Origin of the sequence: Serratia sp. CY47280 (assembly GCF_052168655.1) — a bacterium.
Lineage (GTDB): Bacteria > Pseudomonadota > Gammaproteobacteria > Enterobacterales > Enterobacteriaceae > Serratia > Serratia bockelmannii.
In genome coordinates this window covers 254999-271645 of the sequence record NZ_JBJNMG010000004.1, presented here as the reverse complement: position 1 = coordinate 271645, position 16647 = coordinate 254999, and the positions used below count along the sequence as shown (strand labels likewise).

Sequence of the window (16647 nt, the reverse complement as noted above, 5' to 3'; positions counted from 1 at the left end):
GCCTGATGCGTAAAGTAGCGAAATTGATGGGTATCAGCCTGCTGGCGCTTGGCCTCGCGGCCTGCGACGGCAACACCAAAGACACCAAGGCAGCGCCAGACGGCGCGGCAGCCAGCGCGCCGGCCGGGCAGCAGGTGAGCCTGCTGGACGGTAAACTGGCGTTCACCCTGCCGGTCGGCATGGCGGATCAGAGCGGCAAGCTGGGCAACCAGGCCAACAACATGCATGTTTACGCAGACAGCACCGGCCAGCGCGCGGTGATCGTCATCTTGGGCGACAAGACCGCCGACAGCCTGGAGACCCTGGCCAAGCGCCTGGAGAATACCCAGCGCGCGCGTGACGCCAACCTGCAGGTGATCACCAACAAGGCGCTCGACGTCAACGGCGTGCCGCTGCGTCAGTTGGACAGTATCATCACCAGCGGCGGTGAAAAGGCTTATTCTTCCGTCCTGATCGGCTCGCTGAACAACAACATGCTGACCATTCAGGTGACGCTGCCGGCGGACAATCAGCAGCAGGCGCAGACCGAAGCCGAAGGCATCATCTCCACCCTGAAGCTGAAGCAGTAATCCCACAGAGGGCCGGTTTGCCGGCCCTTTCGTTTTTATACCAGCGCCTGCGCCAGCAGGGTGATCGGATGTTCGCAGCGCTTGCTGGTGGACATTTCTATCTGCCATTTGCAGGTTTCGCAGTCGGTCACCACCAGATCCACCCCGCTCTCTTCTATCTGCCGGAACAGCGGCGCGCCGATGCCTTGCGACGTGGCGTAGTTCTCCGATTTGAACCCGTAGGTGCCGGCGATGCCGCAGCACTGCGAATCCAGCACCACCAGCTCCAGCCCCGGTATCTGCCGCAGCAGCTCCAGGGTGTAGGCGGTCCAGCCCATCTTCTCCATATGGCAAGGCGTGTGATAAGCCACCCGCAGCGGCGTGCGCTTGAGCGGCAGGCTGCGCCCCTGATTGATCAGGCGATAGAGATAGCGCGTCGCCAGCTCCACCCGATCGCGCACCGCAGTGGTGTCTACGTCCAGCAGATGAGGGTATTCGTCACGCAGGGTGAAGGTGCAGCTCGATGAGGTCGCCACCACCGGAATGCCGCGCTCCAGCACCGTTTCCTGCAGCGATTCGGCATTGACCCTGGCCTGCTTTTTAGCCTGCTCGATAAACCCGTTGGCGATCAGCGGCACGCCGCAGCATTTCTCGCGTTTCAGCAGCTGCACGCCGATATCCAGCGCGTTGAACACCCGGATCAAATCCTTGCCCAGCTGCGGATGGTTATAGTTGACGAAGCAGCCGTGGAAAAACGCCACCTGCTCGGCGTAACGCTGCTGAGCCTGCGCCTGTTGCCGGTACCAGCGGCGGAAAGTGCCGAACGAGTATTTCGGCAGTTCACGGCGGTGATCGATCTTCAGCGCCTTGTCCAACAGCTTGCGCACCGGTTTCAGCCCGGTAGCGGCGTTGACGATCGGCGCAAACGGCGTCGACAGCGAGCCCATGATATCGGTGTGGCTGAGGATGGCGTCGCGCAGCGTCGGCTTGCTCTGGGCGAAGTCGGCGCGGGCGCGCTGAATGATGTCGCCGATTTTGACGTCGGACGGGCAGGCCACTTCACAACGCTTGCAGTTGGTGCAGTATTTCAGCGCTTCGTCGTACAGCGCCGGGTCTTTCAACCGCAGCCGCTCGCCGTCCGGCCCCGCCTGTTTCGGCCCCGGATAGAGCGGGTTCACTTTGGCGACCGGGCAGTAGGTGGTACAGACGGTACATTTGATGCAGCTTTCAAAGCTGTGGTCCTGATGCAGGCTCATACGCACTCCTCCGCGGCGATCTGCTGCGCGACGTGCAGCGCACCGATCAATGACACGCCGGCGCCGCAGCCCTGCTGCAGCGGATCGTAGCCGCCGGCGACCGCGCCGATGGCATACAGATTGTCGAACGGCATTCCCTGTTTCATCGCCCGCAGCCTGCCGTCGGTGCGCACGCCAAACTGCAGATAAGGCTGCGGTGCAAACAGCTCGCGCTGGCTCCAGTCGGCGCGATCGGCGCGGCTGTGCACGTCCAGCCCGAAGATCGGCTCGCGTACCCCGTCGAAATCCGCCACCAGCCCATTGCTGAAGAAGCTGCCGCTGGCCAGCACCACCTGCTGCGCTCGCAGCGGAATATCGCCGTGGTTGCGGGTGTACAAACCGGTGATGCGGCCAGCCTCGCTCTCGGCGCGCAGCACGCTGTCGCCGGGCATGAAAATGCCGCCCAGCTGCTGAAAACGCCGCCGCAGCGCCTGATGCAAGCGCATGCCGGGCACCGAAGGCGGCAACGTCGGCAGCAGTCGGATCGGTTTGCCGACCGCATCCTGCAACACCGCCAGCGACGCATCGTCCTCCAGGCCCAGACAGGCCGGCAGGAAGAGCGCCTCGGCCTCGCCCGCCAGCCGCCGCAGCTCTTCGGCCATCGGCGGCAGGCTTTCCATCAAATCCAGTACCCGGGCGATGTTCACCGCGCGGAACTCACTGGGGTTATTGCGCAATCTGTCCAGCGCCGGCATGTGCAGATAGGCCACGTCCGTCTGCACGCCGAGCTCGCGGCTCAGGGAATCGGCGGCCATCTGCGGCTGGAAGTCGAGGAACCCTTCGATGCCGATCACCGCGATGCGCCGCCACGGCAGTTGGCCGGTCAGCGGCAGCGTCGGGATCGCCTGCGGGCTGAGCCAGGTGGCGCGGCGCGTGCCCAGCGGCGTAATGCGCAGATGGTTATTGGTTCCCTCCCCCTGCAGGTTCAACCCGCAGCGCTCCAGCAGCCGCTGTGCGGCAGCGGACAGCGCCGCCACCCGGCCGGGCCCGATCAGGGCATACGGATGCTGCGGCGCCTGCTGCGCCAGCTGCGGCAACGCCGCCAGCGGCATCTCGACCGGCGTGCCGTCCGGCAATCTCGCCAACAGGTCGAGCGAGCCGGAGGAGAAGTAGAGCGCGCTCTGGCCAGAACTGACCACCGCGCAGCGCTTGCCCTGTTCGGCCACGGCAATGGCGCAGCTCAGGCCCGCCAGACCGCCGCCAATCACCACGACGTCAAATCGCATCATCTGCCTCCTGCTCCTGGTCGGCCTGGGCTTCAAGCCCGCATAACCCCTGGTAAACCCAACTGGTAAATTCGCTCTCGCGCAGCGCATCGCCCCAGGCGATCGGCCGTACGCCTTTCCAGCGTTCGTTGAGGAACTGCGACAGCTGCGCGATGGATTGCTGCGGCGTGCTGACGTTAAAGCGCGTCAGCAGCCCGGCGGCGCGGCAGGCGCAGAGTTCGCCCTGGCAGGTGCCCATGCCGACGCGGGTGCGGCGGCGCAGATCCACCAGGTTATTGACGGTCAGCGAATTGACCGCATAACGCACTTCCCCGGCGGTCACCGCCTCGCATTCGCACACCAGGCTGGTGTCGAGCCGATCGGCCGCCGGCACCTGGCTGGCGCGATCGCCGTGGCGGTAAATCGCCGAGCCACGGATGCTGGCGGGCAGTGAAACCACGCTGCGCACCGTTTCCTCCGCCGACTGGCGGGATCCGGGCAACGCGTCCTGCGCGGTGGTGCACGGACGGTTTACGCCAAGCTTTTCGCACACCTTGTCGGTGGCCCACTCCGCCATCAGGCGGTAGGTCATCAGCTTGCCGCCGGTGATGGTGATAAACCCTTCCAGCCCGTCGCGGGCGGCGTGATCGAGCAGCACGATGCCGCGGCTGACGTTGCGCCCGCTGGGATCGTCGTCGCTGGCGACCAGCGGCCGCACCCCGGCATAGGCGCGCAGAATGCGGGTCTGCGCCAGGGTGGGCGCCAACAGTGCCCCCTCGCGGATCAGAATGTCCACCTCCTGCGGGGTCACCAGCATGTTGTCAATTTGGTCGTAGTCGATATGGGTCGAGGTGGTGCCGATCAGCGAGATGGTGTCGCCCGGCACCAGGATGTCGGCGTCCGCCGGTTTGCGGCAGCGGTTGATCACCATGTTGTTGATGCGATGGCCGAGGATCAGCAGCGCTCCCTTGGCCGGGAACATGCGAATGCGTAAATCGGCATATTCGGCAATCTGCTGGCCCCAGATACCGGCGGCGTTGACCACCACAGACGCGTGCAGTTCATAGCGCCGCTGATTCTGATGGTCGTAAACGCGCACGCCCGTTACCCGATCGCCGCTGCGCAACAATCCCACCACCTGGTGGTAGGTCAGGATCTGCGCACCGTGCTCGCGCGCGTCCAACATGTTGGCGGCGGTCAGCCGGAAGGGATCGACGGTGCCGTCCGGTACGCGCACCGCGCCGATCAGCGCCGGGTTAGCCGCCGGCTCCAACCGCAGCGCCAGCTGCGGGTCGATCGCTTCGGCGTCGATGTCGGCCTGGCGACAGGCCGCGATAAACTGCTGCTGATAGTCCAGCGAGTCTTGCGGCAAGGTGATGAACAGCCCGTCGGTGCGCTCGATACAGTGATGCGCGATGCGTTTCAGGATGCGGTTTTCTTCGATGCACTCGCGCGCCGACTCGCCGTCGGTCACCGCATAGCGCGCGCCGCTGTGCAATAAACCGTGGTTGCGGCCGGTGGCGCCGGTAGCGATGTCGTGGCGCTCCAGCAAAATGCATCGCAGGCCGCGCCGCGCACAGTCGCGGGCAATGCCTGCGCCGGTGGCGCCGCCGCCGATGATGATCACATCCGTTTCGCCGCCGTCAAAATAGCTGCTCATGTCGCTCCCTCAGGATCGGTAGTTATGAGCCTATTGAGCCACGGTTATTGGGGTCTTTGTTTGATAAGGAACAATAACGAACATAAAACGAAATAAAAATGACCACAAAAAACCATCAATGTGATCATAATCACGATTTTTGGACGTTTTTCTATTTCATAACGTTAACGAATCGCTCAAAATCCGCCGTGGTTTCATGAAAGTGTAACAATTGCGCCATTCGTCACAGCGACACCAGGCGTATTTGATGACAATGGCGCTCGTTATGGAACACAAAAACACCACATTCGATATCCGCTCAATCATCAAATGAACGTAAAAGGTCATATTGATGTGATAACAGATAAAGCCATCGGAGGCGCTCATGTTGAGTATTTTTAAGCCAGCCGCACACATCGCCCGTGTGCCGAGCGATAAGGTAGATCCGCTCTACCGTAAGCTGCGTTGGCAAATTTTCCTGGGGATCTTCTTCGGTTACGCCGCCTACTATCTGGTGCGTAAGAACTTCACCCTGGCCATGCCTTACCTGATCGAACAAGGCTTCAGCCGCGGCGACCTCGGCTTCGCGCTGTCGGGCATCTCTATCGCCTACGGCTTCTCCAAATTCATCATGGGTTCGGTCTCTGACCGTTCCAACCCGCGAGTATTCCTGCCTGCCGGCCTGATCCTGGCGGCGGCGGTGATGTTGTTCATGGGCTTCGTACCGTGGGCAACTTCCAGCATCGCGGTGATGTTCGTTCTGCTGTTCCTGTGCGGCTGGTTCCAGGGCATGGGTTGGCCGCCGTGCGGCCGCACCATGGTGCACTGGTGGTCGCAGAAAGAACGCGGCGGCATCGTCTCCATCTGGAACTGCGCCCACAACGTGGGTGGCGGCCTGCCGCCGCTGCTGTTCCTGCTGGGCATGGCCTGGTTCAACGACTGGCACGCGGCGCTGTACATGCCGGCCTTCGGCGCCATCCTGGTGGCCCTGATCGCCTTCGCCCTGATGCGCGATACCCCGCAATCCTGCGGCCTGCCGCCGATTGAAGAGTACAAAAACGACTACCCGGACGACTACAGCGAAAAAGACGAAGAAGAGCTGACCGCCAAGCAGATCTTCATGCAGTACATCCTGCCGAACAAGCTGTTGTGGTACATCGCGGTCGCCAACGTGTTCGTCTACCTGCTGCGTTACGGCATTCTGGACTGGTCACCGACCTACCTGAAAGAAGTGAAGCACTTCGCGCTGGACAAGTCTTCCTGGGCCTACTTCCTGTATGAATACGCCGGTATCCCGGGCACCCTGCTGTGCGGCTGGATGTCGGACAAAGTGTTCAAAGGCAACCGCGGCGCCACCGGCGTGTTCTTCATGACGCTGGTGACCATCGCCACCGTGGTGTTCTGGATGAACCCGGCCGGTAACCCGACCGTGGACATGATCTGTATGCTGGTCATCGGCTTCCTGATCTACGGCCCGGTGATGCTGATCGGCCTGCACGCGCTGGAGCTGGCGCCGAAGAAAGCCGCCGGCACCGCCGCGGGCTTCACCGGCCTGTTCGGCTACCTGGGCGGCTCGGTTGCGGCCAGCGCCATCGTCGGTTACACCGTAGACTTCTTCGGTTGGGACGGCGGCTTCATGGTGATGATCGGCGGCGGCGTGCTGGCGGTTATCCTGCTGCTGCTGACCATGCTGAACGAGAAGAAACACCACGCGGAAATCGCTGCCGGCAAGCGCGGCTAACCGTCACACGACTTTTGCATGATTTAAAGGCCGCCCTGCGGCCTTTTTACTACCCTGCCCCCAACAACACGGAGAAAACGGAATGCGGACTCAAGTCAAAGCCCTGCTGACAGGGATCATTCTCGCCACCTCAATGGTCAGCGCCGCCCAGGCGGCGGACAAAGTGGTGATCGCCCACCGCGGCGCCAGCGGCTACCTGCCGGAACACACTCTGCCGGCGAAGGCAATGGCCTACGCGCAGGGCGCCGATTACCTCGAACAAGATCTGGTGATGACCAAAGACAACGAGCTGGTGGTGCTGCACGACCATTACCTCGATCGCGTCACCGACGTCGCCGAACGTTTCCCGAACCGCGCACGCAAAGACGGCCGTTATTACGCCATCGACTTTACGCTGGCGGAGATCAAATCGCTGAAGTTCACCGAAGGCTTTGACATCGAAAACGGCAAGAAGGTACAGGGCTACCCTGGCCGCTTCCCGATGGGCAAATCCGACTTCCGCGTCCACACCTTCCAGGAAGAGATCGAGTTCGTACAGGGTCTGAACCATTCGACCGGCAAAAACATCGGCATCTATCCTGAAATCAAAGCGCCTTGGTTCCACAAGCAGGAAGGCAAAGACATCTCCAGCAAAGTGCTGGCGGTGCTCAAGCAGTACGGTTACACCGGCAAGAACGACAACGTCTACCTGCAGTGCTTCGACGCCAACGAACTCAAACGCATCAAGAACGAGCTGGAGCCGAAGCTGGGCATGGATCTGAAGCTGGTTCAGCTGATCGCCTACAACGACTGGCAGGAAACCTACGAGCAGAAAGCCGACGGCAAGTGGGTGGAATACGACTATGACTGGATGTTCAAACCGGGCGCGATGAAGAAAATCGCTCAGTATGCCGACGGTATCGGGCCGGACTACCACATGCTGGTGGTGGCGGATCAATCCAAGCCGGGCCACATCGTGCTGACCGACATGGTGAAAGAAGCGCACGCCAGCAAGCTGGCGGTGCATCCGTTCACCATCCGCGCCGATGCGCTGCCGAAGTACGTGACCGACGTGAACCAACTGTATGACGTGATTTACAACCAGGCCGGCGTCGACGGCGTGTTCACCGACTTCCCGGACAAGGGCGTGCAGTTCCTGCAGAAGCAGGGCCAGCACAAGTAATGCCAAGGGCGCCGCAAGGCGCCCTTGTTATTTCAGAGAAACGGCCTGGTTATCTCAGAGGAACATCTTGCGCAGGTAGTGCGGCACCGCGTTATCGACATTGGAGCCGATCACTTCCAGCTCCGGCAGCATATCCTTCAGGCGCTGATGCGCGTCGCGCATGATGCAGCCCTTGCCGGCCATCGACAGCATCTCCAGATCGTTCATACCGTCGCCGAAGGCGATGCACTCTTGCAGCGTATAGCCGATGATCTTGGCCACTTCTTCCAGCGCATGCCCTTTCGACACGCCGCCCGCCATCACTTCCAGACAGGTCGGGAACGAGAAGCTGACGTTGACCCGATCGCCCCAGCGCGCGTTGATGGCGTCTTCCACCTGCAGCAACCGCTCATGATCTTCACAGGTAAAGTAAACCTTGCAGACGCCGTCGGTTTCCAGCAGGCCCGGCTCAAACAGCTGATATTTGAATACCGACTCCTGGAAGAACTCTTCCTGCTCCGGGCTTTCGCGGTTGATGAACCAGTCATCGTTACGGTAGACGTTGGTGGTTATCTCCGGATCGTCGTGCAGCATGCCGTACAGATCGCGGGCGATATCCTCGTCCAGGTTGTGGCTGAAGATCAGCTCGCCGGCCGTGTTGTGCACCCGCGCGCCGTTGGAGGTGATCATAAAGGCACTGATCTCCAGACTGTCGCGGATCTGCGCCACGTCGATGTGGTGGCGGCCGGTGGCGAACACGAAATGCACGCCGCGCTGGGTCAGCAACTTCAGCGTTTCTTTGGCGTACGGCGACAGGGTATGGTCGGGAGACAGCAGCGTGCCATCTAAATCGGAAGCGACGACGTGATACATAGCGTTATGTTCTAACCTCTGATGGAGTTGTCGGCGGCAGCGCGCCACCTAAGTGTTGAGCAAAGAAGCGCAGGATTGCGTTCAGTGCTTCGGCGCGCATCGCGTCCCGCTCGAACAGGATCTCATGGCGTGCGCCGTTGATAACCCACGGAAGCCCCCCTTCGCAAGGGCGCCCCGCGTCTGACAGAGCCTGACAAAAAGCCTGGTGCGAACGGTTGTCAACCACCCGTTCCTCACCGGCTTGCAAAAGCAACAGCGGCGTTGTTATCTCCCCGGCCTGCGCGATAATCTGCCGGCCGGCGCGGATGCTCTCCCGCACCCAATGGTAGGTCGGTCCGCCCACCTGCAGCTCGGGGTAATCGGCGTAATAGCGCAGGCTACGCCGGTAGCGTTCGCGGCTGTGGGTCAACACGTTGACCACATAAGGCAGCGGCCGCCACTGGCCGGTGCCCACCGCGTAGTAGTCGCGGATCGCCGGACGGGTCTCCGCCCAGTCGAGGATGCGGTCGGCCAGCCAGCCCGGCATCGGCAACTGGATGCCGAACATCGGCGCGCAAAACGCCGCCGCATCGAACGCCTGCGGCCGGCGTTGCAGGAACTGCGCCAGGATCGCGCCGCCCATCGAATGCGCCAGCGCGAAGCGCTGCCGGTAACCGCGCGACTCGACTTCGCGCTGCCAAAGCTGCTCGAAATCGTCCACGTAGTCGGCGAAGTTTACCACATGACCGCGGTGCGTATCCGCCAGTAAACGCCCGGAACGCCCTTGGCCGCGATGATCGACGATCACCACGTCGTAACCGCAGTGGAACAGATCGTAGGCCACCTCGGGGTATTTCACGTAGCTTTCGATGCGGCCGGGGCTGACCACCACCACGCGCTGATGCCGCGCGGAACTGAAACGCACAAAGCGGATCGGCACGCCGTCCACGCCGCTGAACTCGCCTTCTTCGCGCTGCCGCCAGAAATCCAGCAGCGGCCCGGTGGCGAAGGCAGCGAACTGCGTTTCACGCGTTAACCAGTCATCGGAGCTGAGAGTGAACGAGGTCATCGAGAGCGTTTTCCCTGTGGGGCCGGCGGAAAAATGTGACCGCTGGCACAAGAAATCATACTAGCGTATTGTGATTCAATTCTGACAAAAAACGGCGCCGCCTCGGCGCATTGTGGCACAAAACGACACTTTCAGGGAGCCGAGAACCATGACCTTGGACTGGTGGTTAACCTACCTGCTGACCACGCTTATCCTTAGCCTGTCCCCTGGATCCGGCGCCATCAACACCATGAGCACCGGCATCAGCCACGGCTATCGCGGCGCCGCCGCGTCAATCGCCGGCCTGCAGGTCGGGTTGAGCGCGCACATCGTGCTGGTGGGCATCGGTCTCGGCGCGCTGATATCGCAATCGCTGCTGGCGTTCGAGCTGCTGAAATGGTTGGGCGCCGCCTACCTGGTGTGGCTCGGCATCCAGCAATGGCGCGCCGCCGGCGCGCTGGATCTGCATGCGCTGGCGGGCAGCATGCCGCGCCGCCGTCTGTTCCGCCGCGCGGTGCTGGTCAACCTGACCAACCCGAAAAGCATCGTGTTCCTCGCCGCGCTGTTCCCGCAGTTCATCTTGCCCAATCAACCGCAGGCCGAGCAGTACCTGGTGCTCGGCGTCACCACCGTGGTGGTGGATATTCTGGTGATGATCGGTTACGCCACCCTGGCGACGCGCATCGCCGGCTGGCTGAAAACGCCGCGCCAGATGCAGCTGCTTAACCGGGTGTTCGGTTCACTGTTCATTTTGGTGGCGGGGCTGCTGGCGACCGCCCGCAAAGCCTGACAAAAAAGGCCGGGCATCGCTGCTCGGCCTTGGGCATCTCACCGCCGGTCAGCGGGTAAAGATCAGGTGTAACCCGAAGCCGGTGAACAGCACGCCCGCCACCCCGTCGATCCACTTGGCCAACCGCTGATAGCCGCGGCGCATCGCCGGCAGCGCGAACACCACCGCCACCAGGCTGAACCAGACGAAGGTCTCGGCAACGATCAGCAAGAACAGCCCCCAGCGCGCGCCGGCGCCGACGCTGTCACCGACGAACAGCGAGAACACGCTGCCGAAATAGATCACCGCTTTCGGGTTGGACAGGTTGGTCAGGAAGCCGCGAATAAAGCTGCGCCCGGCCTTCGGCAACGCCACCTGGGCCTCCGCCGCCGGAGCAGCTTGCTGCGCCCGCGCGGAACGCAGCAGTTGCCACCCCATCCAGCACAGGTAAATGCCGCCGCCGACCATGATGACCTGATGCAGCCAGGCCATCTTCTGCAGGATCAGATGCAGCCCCATCAACGCCACGCCGGCCCAAACCACGATGCCGAGCGAAATGCCGACCACGCCCATCATCGCCTCACGGCGCGAACGGCTGGCGGCGGTTTGCGACACGAAAAAGAAGTCCGGCCCCGGGCTCATCAGCGCAATCAGATGCACCAGCGCCACGGTGAGAAACAGCATCAGCATGATTTATCGCCCTCAGTCTTCATCATTGTCGAGATGGTCGCGGATCATCGCCATAAAGGGCGCGCCGAAACGCTCCAGTTTGCGCTGGCCGACGCCGTTGACGCTCAGCAGATCGCCGGCCTTGATCGGCATCTGTTCGGCCATTTCCAGCAGCGTGGCGTCGTTGAACACCACGTAAGGCGGGATGTTTTCTTCGTCGGCGATCGATTTGCGCAGTTTGCGCAGCTTGGCGAACAGCTTGCGATCGTAATTGCCGCCGTAGGATTTCTGGTTGGCGCTGCTGCGCGACTTCAGGCTCTGAATACGCGGCACCGCCAGCTGCAGCGCCACCTCGCCGCGCAACACCGGACGCGCCGCCTCGGTCAATTGTAGCGCCGAGTGCATGGCGATGTTTTGGGTGATAAAGCCCAGATGGATCAGCTGACGCAGCACGCTGGTCCAGTGCTCCGTGGTTTGATCGCGGCCGATGCCGTACACCGGCAGCTTGTCGTGACCGTATTCACGAATGCGTTGGTTGTTGGAGCCGCGCAGCACTTCCACGATGTACCCGAGGCCAAAGCGCTGGCCGACGCGGTACACGCAGGACAGCGCCTTGCGCGCGTCCTCCAGCCCGTCGTAGCGCTTGGGCGGATCGAGGCAGATGTCGCAGTTGCCGCAGTTCTCGTGCTTGCCTTCGCCGAAGTAGTTGAGCAACACCAGGCGGCGGCAGGTTTGCGCCTCGGCGAACGCGCCCATGGCGTTCAGCTTGTGGCGTTCGATGTCCAGCTGCTGCCCGGCGGGTTTCTCCTCCAGGCAGCGGCGCAGCCAGGCCATGTCGGCCGGATCGTACAGCAGGATGGCTTCGGCCGGCAGGCCGTCACGCCCGGCTCGGCCGGTCTCCTGATAATAGGATTCGATATTGCGCGGGATGTCGAAATGCACCACGAAGCGCACGTTGGGTTTGTTGATGCCCATGCCGAAGGCGACGGTGGCCACCACCACCTGCAGATCGTCGCGCTGGAACGCTTCCTGCACCTGGGCGCGACGATCGTTGTCCAGCCCGGCGTGGTAGGCACCGACGCTCAGCCCGCGGCTTTGCAAGCGCGCAGCGGTGTCTTCCACCTTGGCGCGGCTGTTGCAATAGATAATGCCGCTCTTACCGCGCTGATCCTGCACGAAGCGCCACAGCTGATCGAGCGGTTTGAATTTTTCCACCAGCGTGTAGCGGATGTTCGGCCGGTCGAAGCTACTGACCTGCACCAGCGGATCCTGCAGCGACAGCAGACGCACGATATCGCCGCGGGTGGACTCGTCGGCGGTGGCAGTCAACGCGATCACCGGCATCGACGGGAAGCGCTGTTTCAGTTGGCCCAGCGCGCGATATTCCGGCCGGAAGTCATGGCCCCACTGCGAGATGCAGTGCGCCTCATCCACCGCCAGCATTGCCGGCGGGCAGTGGTCGAGCAGGTTGAGGAAGCTTTCCATCATCAGCCGTTCCGGCGCGATGTACAGCATCTTGATGTTACCGTTGCGGCAGCCGGCCATGACGTCCAGCTGCTCCTCGCGGGTTTGCGTCGAGTTATAGCAGGCGGCGGAAACGCCGTAGGCCAACAGTTGGTCGACCTGGTCCTTCATCAGCGAGATCAGAGGGGAAACGACCAGCGTCAGGCCGTCCATCACCAGCGCCGGGATTTGGTAGCACAACGACTTGCCGCCGCCGGTCGGCATCACCACCAGGCAATCCTGCCCGCCGATCGCGGCGTTGATAATCGTTTGCTGCCCCGGACGGAATTGCTGATAGCCAAAGGTATCGCGCAATACCTGCTCGGCCAGCAACTCTCTGTTAATCACTGCTGCGGTTGACACACACTTCCCCATTTTTTCATCGGTACACACCCAGCGGGTATGATTACATAATATCGTTCAGCATGACACCAACGCCCACCCGTGTCTGCCGGAAGTTATAGTCGATCAGCGATTCGCCGTAGCCGCTGAATACCTGGGTATAGAAACGCACGTTGCGGGTGATCGGATAGCTCCAGCCCAGCTCCGCGCCGCCGTAGCCGCTGTTCCAGTTATAGTGGCTGTCGACGCTGAACACGCTGTCGCCCCAGGCGTAACCGACCTTCAACCGGTAGTATCCCATGTATTTGGTGATGTCCGGGTTGTCGTCGTTGCTCGAGCTCTCCGAGAAGCGGAACCAGGGCTTGAGATCCACCTGCCAGTTGCCGTTTTGCGCCATCAGCCGCGCATAGCCGCGATTCCAGCTGCGCGACGTCGGATCCGAGCGGCCGTTAGACTGATGGTTAACGCCGATTTCAACATCGCGCAGCGTCCAACCGGCAAAACGGTAATCGGTCGCCCACCCCACGAACAGCTGCGGCTCGTAGTTGGTTTCGCGGAACGGCGAAGACTCGCCGCGGTTGGACAATTGCCACCAGGAGCGCTGAGTATAAGACGCGCCGAGCACCGAGTTGTCGCCGGCAATGCCCCGCCACAGCGGAAACGCCAGGCTAAGTTGGTATTTCACCTCGTCCTTGCGCGCCTTGTCGCCCCAATTGTACGTCTTGATGGCTTCTTTGTTGATATCGCTGGTGTCGGTGTACAGCAGATAATTGGGATCGTAAGGATACAGCGTGAACGGATTCTCGTGCTCCTGCAGCAGGTTGGCGATAATGCTGCCGCGCACCGCCGGCTTATCGTGAATCTGCTGCTCTTTGGCTTCCTCAGCCAATGCCAGCGCCGGCATCAGCAGCGTGGCGGAAACGATCCCTGACAAAATGCGCATAACCGCTCCTCACTCCAACGAAAAAGGGCAAGCCCGGAAAAAATCAGGCCATTTTACACACAAAGGGCGTTTTACCGCAGCGCAGGCCGGTTTTATTGGAATAGTCTGGAAAGCAACAAAGGTTAAGCATAAAATCAACATCTCATTAACCTGGACTGACCAGTTAGCTCCCTTAAAACGCAAAAGAAAAATGGAAACCCGCTATGTCGACCACACCACTGACCCTGGAAGCCGCCCGCCGCAAGATCGGCGAAATCTTTGTCTACCACATGCCGTTCAACCGCGAGCTTGGCCTGGAGCTGCGCCGCTTCGACGATGACTACGTCGAGCTGAGCTTCACCAACCAGCGCAAGCTGGTCGGCAACGCCGCGCAGGAAATTCTGCATGGCGGCGTGATCGCCGCCGTGCTTGACGTCGCCGCCGGGCTGGCCTGCGCCGGCGGCGTGCTGACGCGCCTGGAGCCGCTGATCGAAGAAGAGATCGCCGCCAAACTGTCGCGCATGGGCACCATCGATCTGCGCGTCGACTATCTGCGCCCCGGCCGCGGTGAACACTTCGTCGCCTCCGCCAGCGTGCTGCGCAGCGGCAACAAGGTCGCCGTGGCGCGCGTAGAACTGCATAACCACGACGGCCTGCATATCGCGACCGCCACCGCCACCTATCTGGTCGGCTGATGATTGTGTGCGGTGAGCGTCTTCAGTACACTCACCGCATCTTAAGTTCCCCACCAGAGTGACGTCATGGACGCAAAGCAAACGCGTCAGGGCATTTTCTTCGCCCTGGCCGCCTATTTTATGTGGGGCATTGCCCCGGCCTATTTCAAACTGATCCAGCAAGTGTCCGCGGACGAGATCCTCACCCACCGGATCATCTGGTCGTTTTTCTTCATGCTGGCGCTGATCACGCTGGGCCGCAACTGGCCTAAAGTGCGCGCCGCCTGCCAAAACCGCAAACGACTGCTGCTGCTGGCGGTCACCGCGCTGTTGATCGGCGGCAACTGGCTGCTGTTCATCTGGGCGGTGAACAATCACCATATGCTGGAAGCCAGCCTGGGCTACTTCATCAACCCGCTGGTTAACGTGCTGCTGGGGATGCTGTTTCTCGGCGAGCGCTTTCGTCGCATGCAGTGGGTGGCGGTGGCGCTGGCGTTCACCGGGGTGCTGGTGCAGCTCTGGCAGTTCGGCTCGTTGCCGATCATCGGTCTGGGGCTGGCGTTCAGCTTCGCTTTCTACGGCCTGCTGCGCAAGAAAATCGCCATCGACGCCCAGACCGGCATGCTGATTGAGACGCTATGGCTGCTGCCGGTGGCGGCCGCCTATCTGTTCCTGTTCGCCGACAGCCCCACCAGCCACCTGAGCGCCAACCCGTGGTCGCTGAACCTGCTGCTGGTCGCCGCCGGCATCGTCACCACCGTACCGCTGCTGTGCTTCACCGCGGCGGCTACCCGGCTGCGCCTGTCGACGCTCGGTTTCTTCCAGTATCTCGGCCCGACGCTGATGTTCCTGCTGGCGGTCACCTTCTACGGTGAGACCATCGGCCAGGACAAGCTGGTGACCTTCGGCTTTATCTGGGCGGCGCTGATCCTGTTCACCCTCGACGCGCTCTACACCCAACGCAAGCTGCGCTAAGCCCGGCGCCGCCGGGTTACAGCCAGTTTTTGCGCTTGAAGTACAGGTAAGGGGCCAGGCCGGCCAGGATCATCAGCGTGATGGCGCCCGGGTAGCCGAACGACCATTTCAGTTCCGGCATGAATTCGAAGTTCATGCCGTAGCTGGAGGCCACCAGCGTAGGCGGCAGGAATACCACCGACACCACCGAGAAGATCTTGATGATGCGGTTCTGTTCGATATTGATGAAGCCCATCGCCGCCTGCATCAGGAAGTTCACCTTCTGGAACAGCGATTCGTTGTGCGGCAGCAGGGATTCGATGTCGCGCAGCACTTCACGCGCCTGCTCCAGCTGGCCGGTCGGCAAACGCGCCTTGCGCACCAGGAAGTTGAGCGCGCGCTGGGTATCCATCAGACACAAACGCACCTTCCAGCCGATATCTTCCAGCTCCGCCAGCGTCGACAGCGCGGCGTCGTATTCGTCGCCCTGATGCCCTTCCATGATCACCCGGCTGAGCTGTTCCAGATCGCTGTAGATGTTCTCTATCTCGTCCGCCAGCTGTTCAATCTTGGTTTCGAACAAATCTAGCAGCAGTTCGTAGGCGTTGCCTTCGAGCATGGTCTGGTTGCGGGCGCGCATGCGGTACAGGCGGAACGCCGGCAGTTCACGCTCGCGCAGGGTATACAGGCGGCCGTCGCGAATGGTGAACGCCACCGTGGAGTTGCCGGCGTGATCTTCCGCATCTTCGAAGTAGAAGAAGGAGTGGATATGCAGACCGTCCTCGTCTTCGAAGAAACGGGCGGAGGCTTCGATATCGTCCAGTTCGGGACGCGTCGCCAGGCTTTGTCCCAGCTCATTCTGCACGCGCTCACGCTCGCCCTCTTCCGGCTCGACCAGATCAACCCACAGCGATGACGTGAGATCATCCGAGTCGTCCAGTTCCAGACGGGACAAGCGGCGGTTATCTAATTTAAAAGCGCTCAGCATGTGCCAAAACTCCGTGAAGGTAACGGGTGCGGACAACGCGTTGAAGCACAGAAACAGAGGGGATGCGTATCACCGATTGTTTCAGACCATGAAGAGATCTGACTCATAGCGACACTTTGCGGGGTCGCCGACAACCACGAAGGCTATCAGCAAAAACGGAGAGCCTTAGAAGTTATACCTGCGGCGCAGGTCAGTGAGCCAGTATCTACTGGGTGTGTCCAAGGCGTCTGTCCTCAATGATAATAGTGCGCGCATGTTACGCCGAGAAGAAAAAGCCTGTCAACACGTTAGGCGGGATAATTGCGCAACAAATCATCACGATGATCAATGGCAGAAATGACGCTTAAACCGTACTGA

Annotated in this window: 15 protein-coding genes; 6 read left to right on the top strand and 9 right to left on the bottom strand. The window is 61.4% G+C overall.

The window, feature by feature from the left end; translation table 11 throughout:
• Nucleotides 1-5 precede the first annotated feature (5 nt).
• A complete protein-coding gene (locus tag ACJ8J4_RS18175; protein WP_025304887.1) occupies nucleotides 6-569 on the top strand; it encodes a DcrB family lipoprotein in 564 nt (187 codons plus the stop codon).
• 35 nt (nucleotides 570-604) lie between these two features.
• On the opposite strand, the gene glpC is transcribed toward ACJ8J4_RS18175, so the two are convergent.
• Genes glpC through glpA form a run of 3 tightly spaced genes read right to left on the bottom strand, consistent with a single transcriptional unit; the run spans nucleotide 605 to nucleotide 4708 of the window.
• Nucleotides 605-1804, bottom strand: coding sequence for an anaerobic glycerol-3-phosphate dehydrogenase subunit GlpC (gene glpC / locus ACJ8J4_RS18170; RefSeq protein WP_089181529.1), 1200 nt, complete (start codon nucleotides 1802-1804; stop codon nucleotides 605-607).
• Nucleotides 1801-3069, bottom strand: coding sequence for a glycerol-3-phosphate dehydrogenase subunit GlpB (gene glpB, locus ACJ8J4_RS18165; protein WP_025304885.1), 1269 nt, complete (start codon nucleotides 3067-3069; stop codon nucleotides 1801-1803). The genes glpC and glpB overlap by 4 nt, the downstream gene beginning before the upstream one ends.
• Complete coding sequence (gene glpA, locus ACJ8J4_RS18160; protein ID WP_025304884.1) at nucleotides 3059-4708, bottom strand: anaerobic glycerol-3-phosphate dehydrogenase subunit A; 1650 nt, start codon at nucleotides 4706-4708, stop codon at nucleotides 3059-3061. Before glpA ends, glpB begins: the two co-directional genes overlap by 11 nt.
• A 364-nt stretch (nucleotides 4709-5072) precedes the next feature.
• Between glpA and glpT the strand changes: the two genes are divergently transcribed.
• Complete coding sequence (glpT, locus tag ACJ8J4_RS18155) at nucleotides 5073-6428, top strand: glycerol-3-phosphate transporter (RefSeq protein ID WP_025304883.1); 1356 nt, start codon at nucleotides 5073-5075, stop codon at nucleotides 6426-6428.
• An 82-nt stretch (nucleotides 6429-6510) separates the two neighbouring features.
• On the top strand, nucleotides 6511-7590 hold the full coding sequence (gene glpQ / locus ACJ8J4_RS18150) for a glycerophosphodiester phosphodiesterase (RefSeq protein ID WP_025304882.1): 1080 nt from the start codon (nucleotides 6511-6513) through the stop codon (nucleotides 7588-7590).
• A gap of 54 nt (nucleotides 7591-7644) precedes the next feature.
• Here glpQ and yigL read toward each other — a convergent pair whose 3' ends face one another.
• The gene (gene yigL, locus ACJ8J4_RS18145; protein WP_025304881.1) at nucleotides 7645-8442 is read right to left on the bottom strand and encodes a sugar/pyridoxal phosphate phosphatase YigL; all 798 of its coding nucleotides are present in this window, start codon (nucleotides 8440-8442) and stop codon (nucleotides 7645-7647) included.
• A gap of 4 nt (nucleotides 8443-8446) precedes the next feature.
• A complete protein-coding gene (gene pldB, locus ACJ8J4_RS18140) occupies nucleotides 8447-9490 on the bottom strand; it encodes a lysophospholipase L2 (protein ID WP_043142212.1) in 1044 nt (347 codons plus the stop codon).
• A gap of 148 nt (nucleotides 9491-9638) precedes the next feature.
• Between pldB and rhtB the strand changes: the two genes are divergently transcribed.
• Nucleotides 9639-10259 (top strand): homoserine/homoserine lactone efflux protein, encoded by a 621-nt coding sequence (gene rhtB, locus ACJ8J4_RS18135; protein ID WP_060434791.1) that lies wholly within the window; start codon nucleotides 9639-9641, stop codon nucleotides 10257-10259.
• A 48-nt stretch (nucleotides 10260-10307) separates the two neighbouring features.
• On the opposite strand, the gene rhtC is transcribed toward rhtB, so the two are convergent.
• Genes rhtC through pldA form a run of 3 tightly spaced genes read right to left on the bottom strand, consistent with a single transcriptional unit; the run spans nucleotide 10308 to nucleotide 13695 of the window.
• On the bottom strand, nucleotides 10308-10928 hold the full coding sequence (gene rhtC / locus ACJ8J4_RS18130; protein WP_049203601.1) for a threonine export protein RhtC: 621 nt from the start codon (nucleotides 10926-10928) through the stop codon (nucleotides 10308-10310).
• Nucleotides 10929-10940: 12 nt separating this feature from the next.
• The gene (gene recQ / locus ACJ8J4_RS18125; protein ID WP_025304878.1) at nucleotides 10941-12773 is read right to left on the bottom strand and encodes an ATP-dependent DNA helicase RecQ; all 1833 of its coding nucleotides are present in this window, start codon (nucleotides 12771-12773) and stop codon (nucleotides 10941-10943) included.
• Between the two features lie 43 nt (nucleotides 12774-12816).
• A complete protein-coding gene (gene pldA / locus ACJ8J4_RS18120) occupies nucleotides 12817-13695 on the bottom strand; it encodes a phospholipase A (protein WP_025304877.1) in 879 nt (292 codons plus the stop codon).
• 203 nt (nucleotides 13696-13898) lie between these two features.
• Here pldA and ACJ8J4_RS18115 point away from each other — a divergent pair, with 203 nt between their 5' ends.
• Both ACJ8J4_RS18115 and rarD read left to right on the top strand, forming a co-directional pair.
• A complete protein-coding gene (locus ACJ8J4_RS18115) occupies nucleotides 13899-14369 on the top strand; it encodes a thioesterase family protein (protein ID WP_016929489.1) in 471 nt (156 codons plus the stop codon).
• A gap of 66 nt (nucleotides 14370-14435) precedes the next feature.
• Nucleotides 14436-15323, top strand: a complete 888-nt coding sequence (rarD, locus tag ACJ8J4_RS18110) for an EamA family transporter RarD (RefSeq protein WP_025304876.1) — start codon at nucleotides 14436-14438, stop codon at nucleotides 15321-15323.
• 16 nt (nucleotides 15324-15339) lie between these two features.
• On the opposite strand, the gene corA is transcribed toward rarD, so the two are convergent.
• Nucleotides 15340-16290, bottom strand: coding sequence for a magnesium/cobalt transporter CorA (corA, locus tag ACJ8J4_RS18105; protein ID WP_004934262.1), 951 nt, complete (start codon nucleotides 16288-16290; stop codon nucleotides 15340-15342).
• Nucleotides 16291-16647 lie beyond the last annotated feature (357 nt).